The sequence below is a fragment of the Ruegeria sp. J8 genome, assembly GCF_056531925.1.
The window spans coordinates 14,441-29,164 of record NZ_JBQFMR010000014.1 but is presented as its reverse complement, the minus strand read 5'-3'; the positions used below and the strand labels follow the sequence as shown (position 1 = coordinate 29,164).

18 protein-coding genes are annotated in these 14,724 nt (G+C 56.9%); 12 read left to right on the top strand and 6 right to left on the bottom strand.

Features of this window, described 5'->3' with window-relative positions; all coding sequences use genetic code 11:
• The first annotated feature begins 14 nt into the window (after positions 1-14).
• The 10 genes from ACR0L1_RS21465 to recO all read left to right on the top strand — a co-directional run bounded on the left by ACR0L1_RS21465 (position 15) and on the right by recO (position 7,115).
• Positions 15-713 (top strand): DUF2062 domain-containing protein, encoded by a 699-nt coding sequence (locus ACR0L1_RS21465; protein WP_170775320.1) that lies wholly within the window; start codon positions 15-17, stop codon positions 711-713.
• Positions 706-1,452: a pyridoxine 5'-phosphate synthase gene (locus ACR0L1_RS21460; RefSeq protein ID WP_480505736.1), complete on the top strand. Its 747-nt coding sequence runs from the start codon at positions 706-708 to the stop codon at positions 1,450-1,452. Before ACR0L1_RS21465 ends, ACR0L1_RS21460 begins: the two co-directional genes overlap by 8 nt.
• Positions 1,453-1,487: 35 nt before the next feature.
• A complete protein-coding gene (locus ACR0L1_RS21455) occupies positions 1,488-1,922 on the top strand; it encodes a hypothetical protein (RefSeq protein ID WP_480505738.1) in 435 nt (144 codons plus the stop codon).
• A complete protein-coding gene (gene acpS / locus ACR0L1_RS21450) occupies positions 1,919-2,341 on the top strand; it encodes a holo-ACP synthase (RefSeq protein ID WP_170356731.1) in 423 nt (140 codons plus the stop codon). Before ACR0L1_RS21455 ends, acpS begins: the two co-directional genes overlap by 4 nt.
• A gap of 53 nt (positions 2,342-2,394) precedes the next feature.
• Positions 2,395-3,234: a signal peptidase I gene (gene lepB, locus ACR0L1_RS21445; protein ID WP_170791612.1), complete on the top strand. Its 840-nt coding sequence runs from the start codon at positions 2,395-2,397 to the stop codon at positions 3,232-3,234.
• The gene (gene rnc / locus ACR0L1_RS21440) at positions 3,231-3,911 is read left to right on the top strand and encodes a ribonuclease III (protein WP_170775328.1); all 681 of its coding nucleotides are present in this window, start codon (positions 3,231-3,233) and stop codon (positions 3,909-3,911) included. Before lepB ends, rnc begins: the two co-directional genes overlap by 4 nt.
• Before the next feature lie 227 nt (positions 3,912-4,138).
• The gene (gene era, locus ACR0L1_RS21435) at positions 4,139-5,047 is read left to right on the top strand and encodes a GTPase Era (RefSeq protein WP_170775330.1); all 909 of its coding nucleotides are present in this window, start codon (positions 4,139-4,141) and stop codon (positions 5,045-5,047) included.
• A 55-nt stretch (positions 5,048-5,102) separates the two neighbouring features.
• Complete coding sequence (locus ACR0L1_RS21430; protein ID WP_170775332.1) at positions 5,103-5,432, top strand: DUF1491 family protein; 330 nt, start codon at positions 5,103-5,105, stop codon at positions 5,430-5,432.
• Positions 5,433-5,619: 187 nt separating this feature from the next.
• Positions 5,620-6,285, top strand: coding sequence for a hypothetical protein (locus ACR0L1_RS21425; RefSeq protein WP_480860709.1), 666 nt, complete (start codon positions 5,620-5,622; stop codon positions 6,283-6,285).
• Positions 6,286-6,389: 104 nt separating this feature from the next.
• Entirely contained in the window at positions 6,390-7,115 is a 726-nt protein-coding gene (gene recO, locus ACR0L1_RS21420) for a DNA repair protein RecO (RefSeq protein ID WP_170791610.1), read from the top strand.
• Here recO and ACR0L1_RS21415 read toward each other — a convergent pair.
• The 3 genes from ACR0L1_RS21415 to ACR0L1_RS21405 form a co-directional block, all read right to left on the bottom strand.
• Positions 7,099-7,491: an META domain-containing protein gene (locus tag ACR0L1_RS21415; protein WP_480505748.1), complete on the bottom strand. Its 393-nt coding sequence runs from the start codon at positions 7,489-7,491 to the stop codon at positions 7,099-7,101. The two genes, recO and ACR0L1_RS21415, sit on opposite strands and share 17 nt — an antisense overlap.
• Positions 7,492-7,533: 42 nt before the next feature.
• On the bottom strand, positions 7,534-8,088 hold the full coding sequence (locus ACR0L1_RS21410) for a hypothetical protein (RefSeq protein WP_170791608.1): 555 nt from the start codon (positions 8,086-8,088) through the stop codon (positions 7,534-7,536).
• A gap of 151 nt (positions 8,089-8,239) precedes the next feature.
• Positions 8,240-9,931, bottom strand: a complete 1,692-nt coding sequence (locus ACR0L1_RS21405) for an acyl-CoA dehydrogenase family protein (protein WP_170791607.1) — start codon at positions 9,929-9,931, stop codon at positions 8,240-8,242.
• A 144-nt stretch (positions 9,932-10,075) separates the two neighbouring features.
• Between ACR0L1_RS21405 and ACR0L1_RS21400 the strand changes: the two genes are divergently transcribed.
• Positions 10,076-10,840 (top strand): sulfite exporter TauE/SafE family protein, encoded by a 765-nt coding sequence (locus ACR0L1_RS21400; protein WP_170775346.1) that lies wholly within the window; start codon positions 10,076-10,078, stop codon positions 10,838-10,840.
• Here the strand turns inward: ACR0L1_RS21400 and ACR0L1_RS21395 are convergent.
• The 3 genes from ACR0L1_RS21395 to ACR0L1_RS21385 all read right to left on the bottom strand — a co-directional run bounded on the left by ACR0L1_RS21395 (position 10,837) and on the right by ACR0L1_RS21385 (position 13,655).
• Positions 10,837-11,301 (bottom strand): hypothetical protein, encoded by a 465-nt coding sequence (locus ACR0L1_RS21395; protein WP_237218085.1) that lies wholly within the window; start codon positions 11,299-11,301, stop codon positions 10,837-10,839. The two genes, ACR0L1_RS21400 and ACR0L1_RS21395, sit on opposite strands and share 4 nt — an antisense overlap.
• Before the next feature lie 111 nt (positions 11,302-11,412).
• Positions 11,413-11,703 (bottom strand): hypothetical protein, encoded by a 291-nt coding sequence (locus ACR0L1_RS21390; protein ID WP_170775348.1) that lies wholly within the window; start codon positions 11,701-11,703, stop codon positions 11,413-11,415.
• Positions 11,704-12,056: 353 nt separating this feature from the next.
• Positions 12,057-13,655, bottom strand: a complete 1,599-nt coding sequence (locus ACR0L1_RS21385; protein WP_170775350.1) for a phosphoenolpyruvate carboxykinase — start codon at positions 13,653-13,655, stop codon at positions 12,057-12,059.
• Positions 13,656-14,001: 346 nt separating this feature from the next.
• On the opposite strand from ACR0L1_RS21385, the gene ACR0L1_RS21380 reads away from it, so the two are divergent.
• On the top strand, positions 14,002-14,706 hold the full coding sequence (locus tag ACR0L1_RS21380; protein ID WP_170775352.1) for a response regulator transcription factor: 705 nt from the start codon (positions 14,002-14,004) through the stop codon (positions 14,704-14,706).
• The last annotated feature ends 18 nt before the right edge of the window (positions 14,707-14,724 follow it).

The following is a 14,724-nucleotide window of genomic DNA, read 5'->3' as shown; positions in this document are numbered from 1 at the left end:
AGGGGTGATCAGGAGTGGTATTCAAGCGCCGAGATCGACGCTCGCCTGTCCAGATCGCATCTGAATTCGTCTACCCCCGTGGCGGATGGACCCGAGCCTTTCACTATGTCAAACACCGTGTACGCCGGTTGCCCGATTCCCCGGAACGTATCGCACGTGGGATCGGGGCAGGGGTGTTTGCTGCCTTCACGCCCTTTTATAGCCTGCACTTTGTGGTTGCTGCGCTTCTGGCGCGGTTGATCAACGGCAATATTCTGGCTGCGCTGAGTGGGACATTCTTTGGTAATCCGTTGACATATGTCCCGATCGGCGTTGTCAGCCTGCAAACCGGCCACTTCATTCTGGGTACCAAATTCGAAGAAGGCGACACCCACGGTCTGATGGGCAAATTCGCTGGTGCGCTCGGCGATCTGAAGAACAATTTTCTGGCGATCTTCACCGACCGCATGGCCGACTGGTACGGGCTAAGGATCTTTTATGATGAGGTGTTTTTTCCCTATCTGGTTGGGGGGATTCTGCCCGGTCTTGTCGCCGGGGCTGTGTGTCACTACCTGAGCCTGCCGTTGATCCGAACCTATCAGCAGCGCCGCCGGGCCAAGATCAAAGCCAAGTTCGACGAAATCCGGCGGTTGGCTGAATCCAAGCCTGCCGTTTCGGTTCCAAAACCACTAGGCTCGGGCCAGAATTCGGCAAAGGAATCAAACGATGTCTGACAATATCCTGCGTCTGGGCGTGAATATCGACCACGTAGCAACCGTGCGCAACGCGCGCGGTGGGGCGTACCCTGACCCTCTGCGCGCCGCCAAGCTGGCGGAAGAGGCCGGGGCTGATGGCATCACGGCCCATCTGCGCGAAGATCGCCGCCATATCTCGGACGCCGATATCGACGGGCTGATGGAGGTTCTGTCGGTGCCCCTGAACTTTGAAATGGCTGCGACGCCCGAGATGCAGCAGATCGCCCTGCGGCACAAACCGCATGCGGTGTGCATCGTTCCCGAAAAGCGCGAGGAACGGACGACCGAGGGCGGTTTGGAAGTCGCGCGCGAGGAAAACAAGCTGGCCCATTTCATCGCTCCCCTGCGCGACGTGGGCTGCCGTGTGTCCATTTTCATCGCCGCCGACCAGCGCCAGATCGAAGCCGCGCACCGTATCGGTGCTGAGGTGATCGAGCTGCACACCGGTGCTTATTGCGACGCCGTCTCCGAGGGCCACACAGACATAGCCACCCGCGAGCTGGACAGCCTGCGCCAAATGTCCACCTTTGCGCATTCCCTGGGCCTAGAGGTCCATGCGGGCCACGGCCTGACCTATGACACGGTGCAACCCATCGCCGCCTTCCCCGAGGTGCGCGAGCTGAATATCGGCCACTTCCTGATCGGAGAGGCCATCTTCCGCGGCCTCACCCCCGCCATTGCCGAGATGCGCCGCCTGATGGATGAGGCGCGGGCTTGAAACAGTGTCGGGCGAAAACCGTAGCAAAAGGTAGGGTGAAACTTGATTACATTACCTATTCTGCGCTCGTATTTTCGGTGTTGTCCGCACTCTATCTGATCAAACGCACTTTCGATTTGACCGAACCTTCGTTCCCTTTTTCCATGGGATTGGCACTTGTTCTGGCATCACTTTTCTATGTGGCGCGTAAAGGCTTACGCGGCAACCGATGTGGGCCGTCTTGGAAGAGTTGGGTGCTTGCTGGAAACATGGTCTTTACCGGGCTGTTAACCATAGCCGGAATTGTTCTTGTCGCTGTTCTAGATCTCGGTTTTCCGGAAATCTCGGGGAATGAAGGCGATCTGACGGGTTTTGTTGTTCAAGTGGCTATCGTTGGTACTGTCTCCATTATTTTGTGCCGATATGCATTCATTCTGGGTGTCAAAAGAGGCTACTCGATGTTTTTAAAGAACATGGAGCGAAACGGATGATCCTAGGAATCGGTACAGACCTCGCGAATATCGAGCGTATTCAGGGCACGCTCGACCGGTTCGGCGACCGGTTCCGCAACCGCGTTTTCACCGACACCGAACAGCGCAAGGCCGAACGTCGCCATGACACGGCTGGGACTTATGCCAAGCGCTGGGCGGCGAAAGAGGCATGCTCCAAGGCGCTGGGCACCGGTCTGCGCATGGGCATCGCGTGGAAGGACATGGCCGTCACCAACCTGAACACTGGCCAGCCGGTCATGCATGTCACCGGCTGGGCCGCCGAGCGCCTGCGCGAGATGACCCCCGAAGGCCATGAGGCGATCATCCATGTCACCCTGACCGACGACCATCCTTGGGCGCAGGCTTTCGTAGTGATTGAAGCGCGCGCCATCACGAACGCAGCGGCCAGCCTTGACTAACCTCTCTGCGCCCCGCATGTAGCACCCCAACAAACCAAGGACCGGAGAGCAGTATGGCCGAGGACGTCAAAACCGGAAATCCCGTATGGGAGACGATCAAAACCATCGTCTACGCTTTGCTGATCGCAGGCGTATTCCGCACACTGTTCTTTCAACCTTTCTGGATCCCATCGGGGTCGATGAAACAGACCCTGCTGATCGGGGATTTTCTGTTCGTCAACAAGATGGCGTATGGCTATTCCTACGCCTCCTGTCCCAGCCTGATCATTCCCCGCTTTGGCCTCAACATCGATGCAGAGGATATCTGCGGCTGGCTACCGGGAGATGAAGACACGCGTATCTGGGGCGGTGAACCCGAGCGCGGCGATGTGATTGTGTTCCGTCACCCGGTCAATGGTCGCGACTACATCAAACGTCTGATCGGCTTGCCGGGTGACCGAATTCAGATCCGCGGGGGTCAGATCATTCTAAACGGAACGCCGGTTCCGCAACAACCCGATGGTGTGTTCACCGAACTGGCCGAGCCTCAGGGTTCGCAAGGGTTGCGCCCGCGCTGTGAAAATGGCCCAGTCGGGTTTGGCGGTCGCTGCGAAAAATCGCGGATGATCGAAACTCTGCCCAATGGAGTCTCGTATGACGTGCTGAATATCGGCAACCAAGGGTCGGACAATACCGGAATCTACACTGTGCCTGAAGGCCACTATTTCTTCATGGGCGACAACCGTGACAACTCCAGCGACAGCCGCCTGCCGCAATCCGCGGGCGGAGTGGGATTTGTCCCTTATCAGGACTTGATCGGTCGGGCCGACCGGATCATGTTCTCGTCCGCTGGCCGGTCGATGCTCTTCTTCTGGACCTGGCGCGGGGATCGGTTCTTCAAGGCGGTGAATTGAAACTTTCGGCCGAGATAAAAGCGTTTCAGCAACGTTTGGGGTACCAATTTTCCGACCCTGAATTGCTGCTGCGCGCTTTGACCCATGGCTCGGTGTCCTCGCCGACGCGCCCCGATAACCAGAGGCTCGAATTTCTGGGCGACCGCGTGTTGGGTTTGGTTATGGCAACAGCCCTGCTGGAAGCCGACAAGAAGGCGTCAGAGGGGCAATTAGCCCCCCGTTTCAACGCGCTTGTGCGAAAAGAGGCCTGCGCCGATGTCGCTCGCCAGATCGATTTGGGTGCGGTGCTGAAACTGGGTCGGTCAGAAATGCTGTCCGGTGGCCGCCGCAAACAAGCCCTATTGGGCGACGCGATGGAGGCGGTGATCGCCGCCATATACCGCGATGCCGGGTTCGAGGCCGCCCGCGACGTGATCCTGCGCCTCTGGGGCGACCGGATCCACAAGGTCGAGGCCGACGCGCGCGACGCAAAAACATCACTTCAGGAATGGGCGCAAGCACGCGGCCAAAAGCCGCCCTCTTACGTTGAAATCAAACGCAGCGGCCCCGATCACGCCCCGATCTTCACCATCGCGGCCCGTCTGCAAGACGGTGCCGAAGCGCAGGCAACCGCAGGTTCCAAACGCCAAGCGGAACAAGCAGCGGCCAAGGCCTTGCTGGACAGCCTACCTAAATAGTCCCACTCGTTTCTGCCCGGATCCCCTTCATCTGGCCAAAAATATCCCGGGGGTGAGCCCGGATAAAATCCGGGCGAGGGGGCTGGCCCCCTCCCGGTCGGATTGGCGCAGCCAATTCGAAGCACACAGGCGCGATGATCCACACACGCTCACCCTGACAAAACCCTCTGGCCCGCCGGTGCTTTCTGCTATAGGGGTGCGCACTTGCAAACAGGATCGCAATACACATGACCACACGTGCCGGATTTATCGCCCTGATCGGAGAGCCCAACGCGGGCAAATCCACCCTTCTGAACCGCATGGTCGGGGCCAAGGTCTCGATCGTGACGCATAAGGTACAAACAACCCGCGCCCGCATCCGGGGCGTGGCGATGGAAGGCGACGCACAGTTGGTTTTTGTCGATACGCCTGGCCTGTTCAAACCCCGCCGCCGTCTTGACCGCGCCATGGTCGCCGCAGCCTGGGGCGGGGCAGCTGATGCGGATGTCGTCGTTCTGATGATCGAGGCCCATCGCGGTATCACAGAAGGCGTTGAACGTATCCTCGAAGGGCTCGAGGAAATTGGTCAAAGCCGTACCGTCGCGCTTGCGATCAACAAGATAGACAAAGTGCCTTCGGAAAAACTGCTGGCGCTGACGAGCGACCTGAACGCACGCTATTCTTTTTCCGAGACTTTTATGATTTCCGCAGAAAAAGGTCACGGTGTCGACGACCTGCGCCAATGGCTGGCACGCGAACTGCCCGAAGGCCCATGGCTCTACCCCGAAGACCAGATTGCTGATCTGCCGCTGCGCATGATCGCAGCCGAGATGACGCGTGAAAAGCTAACCCTGCGCCTGCATCAGGAACTGCCATACCAACTGACCGTCGAGACTGAGAATTGGGAAGAGCGCAAAGACGGCTCGGCCAAGATTGATCAGGTCATCTACGTCATGCGCGACGGTCACAAGGGCATAGTGCTGGGCAAGCGGGGCGAGACGATTAAAGCCGTCAGTCAGGCTGCCCGCGCTGAACTGGAAGAGTTTCTCGACCGCAAAATCCATCTGTTTCTGCAAGTGAAAGTCCGGCCTAACTGGCTGGAGGAATCCGAGCGGTATTCGGAAATGGGTCTGGATTTCAAAGACGGCAACGCATGACACGGGCTAAGAATGTTCGACGAAAATTCTCGGCGCTTGTCGATGGATGGCGCACATGGCCCGTCTGACCGCAGAGTTTTGGGTTCACGCCTATCTGGCCCGATTGCGGTTTCAGGAAATACCCGCTTTTGTCGTCGCACATGGCGATGATACCGCAGGGGCCGTCCTGATCAAGCTGAACACGCTGGACGGGCAGGCCACAGCTTTTCACCGCAGCTTCGATCTGTTGAGCGGTGAGCGGAAATGGGTCGAGCTAACCTCGGGGTCCGAAAGGGATGTCGATGCTGCCATCGCGAAACAACGTAGTTTTGATCCTGACCTTTGGGTAATCGAGGTCGAGGATCGGCAAGGGCGTCATCTGCTGGGGGAAGAGGGGTTGCTATAGGCCCACGGAGCCAAGCCGTTTTTGTGTTTGGAAAGCAACAATTTCTTGGTTGATTGGTGCTGACCCCGAATGAGTGATTTCTTCTTCACTCAGGCTCGGCATCCTATTTTCTTAGGTGTGTGCGATGCCGCTGCGATAAAAAAATCTATTGGTATTGACGCAGTTTCTCTAAAAAAAGGAGATCGATTTGAACTTCCTGAAGACCTGCTTTTTGGGTTTAGGCCTTTATTTGATTGTCGCATTGCAATTACCTTCGATAGCGATTGCTCAACAACCCTTGGGGGGCGCAAGTGACAGTAGGCCTCAGAAGCAGTTGAGCGCAAACGACGTGCATCTGATGATATTGCACTTCGGAACGGGTCAAATGCCATTTGCCGGTGGCGTGTTTTGTCCTGTTAAGAAGGGGACTACAAAAAAGTGCAGGGGGGATAACGGCGGTTACGTCATGGGCCCATTTGGCTTCAACATAAATGCAGAGTGGATATCGCGGAAAAAGAAAAGCGGTGTTCCTGGCGCTATGTTGGATAGTGTTCCTGTTCATTCTGGTGGTCAATTCGCGTTGTTTGAAGGTCAAAGAGGAGGTAACTCCAAAGTGCTGCCGAACGGGGGGACATACGCGTTTGTGGCGAAGCGGGGGGTGGTGTATGTCATTCCCGCCAGAACGCAGACAATGGTACAGGCTGTAGATTCAGCCCGAGCTATTTTAGCTTCTCGATACGGTAAGCAGTCAGACAGACTGCGAGTCGAGCCGATTGCAGCGGTGGAGTACAATTGCTCTAGCAAGCGGCGGAACCGTGTCTGTACCGTGGGAAAACAGCTTGATCCAAGATCGTTGGTGGCGCGTCGAAACTAGAATAATGGTGAGTATCTTTAACAAACGTTTTGGATAATAAATGTACGACGGGCTCAGCCTTTTTCGATTTTTCTCAATCTGCGTTGCTGCCTGGTAGCAAAACAGTGGACTGGCGCGATCACGGCATACTCTTGACCACTCGCCGACATGGTGAGACGGCGGCGATCATTGAGGTATTTACCCAAGCCCATGGTCGGCATGCGGGCGTTGTGCGAGGTGGGACCAGTCGCAAGATCGCGCCAATCCTGCAACCAGGCGCGCAATTGGATGTGTTGTGGCGGGCGCGGCTTGAAGAACATATCGGGACGTTTCAGGTCGAGCCGCTCCGATCTCGCGCGGCCGCGGCGTTTTCAGGGCGTCTGGCGCTGGCCGGGTTGAATTCGGTTGTCGCCTTGCTGTCCTTTTGCCTGCCTGAACGTGAGCCGCATCCGGCGATTTACAAACATTCGGAACAGTTGATGGATTTGCTGGGGCAGGATGAGGTCTGGCCTTTGGCTTATCTGCTCTGGGAATTGGCGTTGCTAGAAGAGCTTGGATTTGGGCTGGATTTGTCTAGTTGCGCTGTGACCGGATCGACCGAGGGGCTGGTCTATGTCTCGCCCAAAACCGGGCGCGCGGTCAGTGCCCAAGGTGCAGGCGAATGGGCGGATCGGCTATTGCCGCTTCCACCTTGTTTACGGGGCGAGGGATCCGCGCCGGATGAGGAGATCGCGCAGGGGCTGCTCACGACAGGCTATTTCCTTGAGAACCATTTGGCCCCGGCGCTAGGGCATAAGCCAGTGCCCGAAGCGCGAACCCGGTTTGTCGAGCGCTTCACTCGGCGGCTGTGAACACCATCTCATGCCCGTCTTCGTTGCGCAGGATCAGCACATTGCCGGAGACCTCAGATTGGGTCATCGCCAGCAGAGCGGCAAAATACATCCCTTCAGCTTCGAGTCCCGCGCAAGCCGCACGTGTTGCGCTCAGGTCCTGGATTTCGAACCACGGGTAGGGGGCGTTCAAGGTGCCGCTATAGCTGTTGCAGGGCGCGTGACCGCTGATCTTGCCATCCCCATGGAACTGCAACTGCGCGCTCGCGGCAAAGGGTTGGCTGTCGATTTCCTTTAAGGTCCAGATTTGATCCGCTGCACCATAGCTGGCGACAGTTTCATCCGTGCCGCATTGAAACAGAGCCAGCAGAGGAAATGTCAGGATCAATCGTACCATGAGAGGTTTCTACCTCGCTGTTGCCGCCGTGGGAAGCTGGGTTCAATAGGGGTTCTCGCCACTGATCAACTCGGCCCTGACCTCGCTGCGGGGGCGCCAGTTGTACCGGGTATCCTCGCGCGTGGGGGCCCAGGTTAGCGCACCGCTATTGCGCCATGGATCAAGGATCAGCCCCTCGTACATGGACGCCCCCTTGGCGCTGATCAGGGCAGAATGGTGGATGATGCGAAACGCAGTTGGAGGAGACGTCGCCCAGTGCAAGTCCAACGTTTCGAAGTTTTCCTGCCGCAGACGAGCTGTCATGGCTTCTGCCCAATCGTTACACAACCCCTTTTCTCGCAGGCCGTTTATGACTTTGGCGTTATGGATGATCGCCGAGTCAGTGACATTCCATTCGCGCGCCAGGTATTGAGAATACGTATAGGAGATGGTTGCAGCTGTTTGAGCTTCGGTTGGGTCCACGGTGGGGCTCAGGCTGCGGATCGCGCTGGCTAGCTCGTCTATTTCGTTCTGGCTAGCGGTCGGAGGCTGCGTTGCGCACGCTGCCAGTGCCACCGCCGCGAAGGTCAGGAAAAGGGCCAGAAAATGTCGGATCATAACGATGAAAACCCTGCTGAGTGTCGTCGTTGATTAACGGCATTCCGGGGGCAGGTACAGGGGGCTATTTTCGGTCGGCGGCCGAGGACCGATGGCAGAAAAAAGACCCGGCGCGTGCGCCGGGTCAAGTTGGGGAAACAGGAATGCCGTTTCAGCTCAGCAGACGTCTTGCAATAACCTGCGCCTGAATTTCGGCAGCTCCTTCAAAAATGTTTAGAATCCGCGCGTCACATAGGACGCGGCTGATCTTGTATTCCAGCGCAAAGCCGTTGCCGCCGTGGATTTGCAGCCCGTTATCCGCAGCAGCCCAAGCGACTCGCGCGCCCAGCAGCTTGGCCATGCCCGCCTCAAGATCACAGCGCTGGCCGTGGTCTTTCTCCCACGCGCTGAAATAGGTCAGCTGGCGCGCGATCATGATCTCAACCGCCATCATCGCAAGCTTGCCAGAGACGCGCGGGAAGTTGATCAGGGATTTGCCGAACTGCTTACGATCTTGTGCGTATTGCATGGCGATATCCAGCGCTGACTGAGCCACGCCAATGGCACGGGCGGCGGTCTGGATACGGGCGGATTCGAAGGTCTCCATCAGCTGTTTAAAGCCTTTGCCTTCTTCGCCACCCAGCAGGTTTTCGCCCTTGACCTTGAAGCCGTCAAAGCCCAGTTCGTATTCCTTCATGCCGCGATAGCCCAGAACCTCGATCTCGCCGCCGGTCATGCCGGGGGTTGGGAAAGGGTCTTCATCTGTTCCGGGCGTTTTCTCGGCCAGGAACATCGACAGACCACGGTGGTCGGTGCTGTCGGGGTTGGTGCGGGCCAGCAGGGTCATAACATGGGTCCGGGCCGCATGGGTGATCCAGGTTTTGTTGCCGGTGATTTCATAATCGCCATCGGCGTTCTTGACCGCGCGGGTGCGCAGGCTGCCAAGGTCGGACCCGGTGTTGGGCTCGGTGAAGACGGCGGTAGGTAGGATTTCAGCGCTGGCCAGTTTCGGCAGCCAGTTGGCTTTCTGCTCATCCGTGCCGCCAGCGATGATCAGCTCGGCCGCGATCTCGGACCGCGTGCCTAGAGAACCCACGCCGATATATCCACGAGACAGTTCCTCGGACACCACGCACATCGAGGCTTTGGACAGGCCGAACCCGCCGAATTCCTCGGGGATGGTCAGCCCAAAGACGCCCATCTCGGCCAATTCCTCGATGATTTCCATCGGGATCAGTTCGTCTTTCAAGTGCCATTCATGGGCGTGCGGCTCGACCTTTTCGACGGCGTAGCGTCGAAACTGGTCGCGGATCATTTCCAGTTCTTCATCCAGGCCTGAGGCGCCAAACATTGTGGCACCAGCCTGATCCTCCATCAATTCGACAAGGCGACTACGAGCGGCTTGCGAGTTTGCCTGCGCCATCAGGCTCTGGACTTCAGGAATTTGGAAACCAGACAGCGCGTCCCATCCCAGACCCATGTCTTGCAGGCGGATAACTTCGCCCTGATTCATGGGGATGCCGCCAGCGACCTGATGTAGGTATTCGCCAAAGGCGATCTGGTGCACCAACTGTTCGATCTCGCCGAACTTGCCGTCGGCCTCCAGCGCTTCGGCCCAGCGTTGCATCTGTTGCAGAGACTGGTTGTAGGTGGCCAGCCATGCAAGGCCATGGGCGGCGGTCTGGTTGGCTTCGATCAACGCTCCGGATACCCGGCCCTCGGCGCTTACCATTTCGCGCACTGATTTGCGCGCGCGGTCAAACACCGCCTCCACAGCCGGAACGGCGGCGCGTGTCAGTGTCAGTAGGTCGGGCAAAATCGCGGATGCTGTCATCTGGGTCATATCCTGTCCGTCATGGGCCATGAATCACGTCCTTTTCTGGGTCGATTGGTCATACCATGCTGCACATGCAGCGCAACAAAAATACGTGCAAAGGCAAAAAAAAGTTCAATAATTACTCAAGAGATTTTGCGATGCAGAAACCGACTGGAGTGATATCACGGGTGGATGACACTGTTTTCGCTTTTATCTCCACAGGATTTTCTGTTCGCGCTGCTCGTGGCTTTTGCAGCGGGATGGATCAAGGGTATGGTCGGTTTTGCCATGCCGATGGTTCTGATGTCGGGGATGAGCATTTTTTTACCACCGCAACTGGCGTTGGCCGGATTGATCCTGCCTGCATTGGTAACAAACGTCGTTCAGGCTCTTCGCGGCGGGCTTCCGGCTGCTGTCGATGCAGTGCGCCAGTTTCGCGTTTTCTTGCTAACCGGACTTCTGTTTCTCCTGGCTGGCGCGATGCTGGTCAGTCTTGTCCCCGAGACCACGTTTCTGTTTTTGATCGGCATTCCGGTGACATTTTTTGCGCTGATTCAGGTTGCTGGGCTGAAGTTGACGCTTTCGGAGCCGTCTCGATGGATTGAAGCCACGATTGGTGCCGTTGCTGGGTTTGTCGGAGGGATTTCGGGGATTTGGGGGCCGCCGACGGTGCTTTACCTGACGGCGATGAACACGCCAAAAGACATTCAAATGCGGGTGCAAGGCGTTATTTATGGGTTGGGCGCCGTGGCGCTGGTCGTGGCGCATCTGGGTTCAGGAATTCTGCGCGCCGAGACGGTGCCTTTTTCAGCGATCTTGGTTGTCCCTGCGCTTGCCGGAATGTGGATTGGGCTGCGGTTGCAAGCCCGTATTGATCAGGCGCGTTTTCGCAAGATTACATTGCTGGTGTTGCTGTTTGGGGGGCTAAATCTGTTGCGGCGTGCCGTCTTTGGCTAGGCACGCCTATCTGCAAACCGAAACGCAAAGTAGAGCCCGAGCATAAGGAAGAACAAACCCGAGATATCGCCGATCAAATAGGCGACGTATTCAACGCGGGCGCTGCCAAAAGCCATATTGGTCAGGCCTGAGACAAGGAAGGACGTGATGACTCCTACACCCATGATACAAGCCCAGCAGGGTTTGCGGTCGCTGCGTGGGAATAGGTCCCAACCGGCCCACTTCAGCAAATAGAACACTGCTGGAACCGTCGTAACGGCAATAGTTATTGCAGCAAGTCGGCTGGGTAAAAATACGTCGGCTCCGCCGATGACGGCGAATACAATGAAAACACCTGGCAGCAGCGCGAAGATGGCTCGCCATCCCAACAACCATGCAGAAAGAACCCGCACGCCATGCGGAAGAAACAGAAGACTGGCCCGGCTTGGATATTCTGGGAAGAACAGGTTTTGCAGCGGCATCAAAACCTCGAACGTGAGGAATGATGCCACGACATAAGCCAACGAGGCGAAGAAGGTTTCAGAGGCCCATTTGCGCACGATGGTCAGCCATCGCCGCGCGCATTGGGGGCATCATCTTGGGGCATGAACGATATATCGGCCCCGATTTGAGTTGCCGCTTTGCGACAGGTATCCCTTTTGTACCAGCGATTTCAGCGCCCGGAAAAACGTTGGGCGAGAGACGCTTTGTACCAGCGTGTGTTCGATCAGACCGAATGTGCGGACTTCTTGATCATTCTTCGACAGTTCTTCCGCTGCGTAGTAGATGTCGCGCTCAACCGGAGAGAGTTGCTCCAGCCCCAATGTGCGCTCCATGCTTTGCATCAGCTTGCGAAGTTCTGTCAGTTTCGAAATCTCAGTCATGTTATCTCCTGTGTCGCCCGCCGAGTTTATGAAGCGGAAGAAACATACCGGTCTCAGAATTTTCCAGCACGTCTCATATTGACACTCATCCCCTTTTTTGGTTCTTTAGTACTTGATTAGGTGGCCAAATTCGCAAATGTGAGTGTGCGATCAGGCAACCCTTAGGTTTTTTGGTTTTTGCCCGGCGCGTCAAGCGCCGGGCTTTGTCATGCTAATGACATGGTGAGATACCTCAATCCGACACTTCGGGCAACGGCATTGTAAATACAACGTGCATATTACAACTTATGCGTGATCACGATGCGGTGAGACTCCTCAAACGAAAAGAGGGGCGAAAGTGCCCCTCTGTCTTCTCACCCGATTGCGACGGCTTTGATATCTTCGTCTATGAATGGAAGATATTGTTCAAAGTTCGCGGCAAACATCTGCACCAATTTCTCGGCCTGTTTGTCGAAGGCCGCCTGATCATCCCAAGTACGGCGCGGGTCCAGCAGAACCTCGGCGACGCCGGGCACCGAAACGGGTACGTCAAAGCCGAAATTGGCATCCTTGCGGAACTCGGCATCACGCAGGGACCCGTCCAGAGCGGCCGTGAGCAGTGCGCGGGTTGCGCGGATCGGCATCCGGCTGCCCACACCATAGGCCCCACCGGTCCAGCCGGTGTTGACCAGCCAGCAGGTTGCGCCATGCTGAGCAATCTTGTCCCGCAGCAGGTTGCCATATTCTTCCGGACGACGCGGCATGAAAGGCGCACCGAAGCAGGTCGAGAAGGTGGGTTGCGGTTCGGTAATACCACGCTCGGTCCCAGCCACTTTGGACGTGAAGCCCGACAAGAAGTGATACATGGCCTGCGCAGGCGTTAGCCGCGCGATCGGAGGCAGCACGCCGAACGCATCACAAGTCAGCATGATAATGTTCTTGGGGTGACCACCCAGGGCGCTGCTGGACGCGTTCGAGATGTATTCCAGCGGGTAAGCGCAGCGCATGTTAGCGGTCAGCGAGTCGTCTTCGAAATCCAATTCTTTGGTCTCGGGATCAAACACCATGTTTTCGATCACGGTGCCGAACTTGCTGGTGGTTGCATAGATTTCGGGCTCGGCCTCAGCGTTCAGGTTGATCGTCTTGGCATAGCAACCGCCTTCGAAGTTGAAAGTGCCGCGATCTGACCAGCCGTGCTCGTCATCACCGATCAGGGTGCGGGCCGGGTCAGCGGACAGGGTGGTTTTGCCCGTGCCCGACAGGCCAAAGAACACGGCCGTATCAACCGGGTTGCCAACGGCATGGTTGGCCGAGCAATGCATCGGCATCACGCCCTTTTCCGGCAGCATGTAGTTCAACAAGGTGAAGACGGATTTCTTGTTCTCACCCGCATATTCGGTGCCGCCGATCAGGATCAGCTTTCGGTCAAAGTTCATCGCGATCACGGTCTCGGACCGGCAGCCATGCTTTGCCGGGTCGGCTTGAAAGCTTGGGCAGTTGATGACGGTGAAATCTGCGGTGAACTCATCCAGGTCCTCACGATCCGGACGGCGCAGCAGGTGGCGGATGAACAGGTTGTGCCAAGCCAGTTCAGTGACCATGCGCACGTTGATCGAATAGGTCGGGTCGGCGCCCCCGACGAGATCCTGCACGAAATAGTCACGACCCTTCATATGGGCCAGCATGTCTTCGTAAAGCGCATCAAAGCCTTCGGGGCTCATCTCGGCGTTGTTTTCCCACCAGATGTGGTCAGCGACGCTGTCGGTGCGCACGACGTGTTTGTCTTTGGGCGAGCGGCCGGTGAACTTGCCGGTGGTGACCAGAAAGGCCCCGCCATTGCCCAGAGTACCCTCGCCGCGCTTCAGCGCTTCTTCGATCAGCGCCGGTTCCATGAAGTTGTAATAGACATTGCCCAGACCCTCGATGCCCTGATCTTCGAGGCGGAATTGCGGGTTAACCCGTCCAGATGTCATGTGTGTCTTCTCCGTGTGGCGGCGCAGGGCGATTGGGCCGGATGCGCCATTTGGGCAATTAGCCGGGAAAAACCGGCGGGTGGGCGCGTCTTACCATGGTCATTCAGGACATGAACAGGCGGGTTTGACGCAGTTAGCGCAACCAAGTCCAAGTTTAGCGCCATCACTTTTTTCACGACCGAAATAAGGGCGCTTTTCCGGCAACATTAACGGCTTTTTTGCCGCATCTGTGTGACAACAATCGCACGATTCGCAGATACGGATTGATTCGCGGCCTTAAAAACGCCAGAAATACCTTACTAATAACGATATATTGCATGAGTGAGCAGGAATAGGGGCTAACCCGATGTCGAAGATTGCATTGGTGGACGACGACAGAAACATTCTGACGTCCGTGTCCATGACGCTTGAGGCCGAAGGCTTTGAGGTCGAGACGTACAATGACGGACAGGCCGCGTTGGACGCATTTAACAAGAAACTGCCGGATATGGCAGTTCTGGATATCAAGATGCCGCGCATGGATGGCATGGACCTGTTGCAGCGTCTGCGGCAGAAAACCCAGATGCCGGTGATCTTTCTGACCTCGAAAGACGACGAGATCGACGAGGTTCTGGGTCTGCGGATGGGCGCGGATGACTATGTCAAAAAGCCGTTCTCGCAGCGTCTTCTGGTCGAACGTATCCGCGCGCTGCTGCGCCGGCAGGAGGCGACCTCGGGAGATGCCACCGCTGCAACCACTGGCGATGCTAAAGTCATGGAGCGGGGAGAACTGCGGATGGACCCGCTGCGTCATGCTGTTAGCTGGAAAGGATCGGATGTGTCGCTGACGGTGACCGAGTTCTTGCTGCTTCAAGCGCTTGCGCAACGTCCCGGTTTCGTCAAAAGCCGCGATCAGTTGATGGATGTGGCCTATGATGATCAGGTCTATGTGGATGACCGCACCATCGACAGCCATATCAAGCGTCTGCGCAAAAAGATGCGCGCCGCCGACCCTGAGTTTTCGGCAATCGAGACGCTGTACGGCATCGGTTATCGGTACAACGAAGAATAACTTTGACTGAATAAGCAA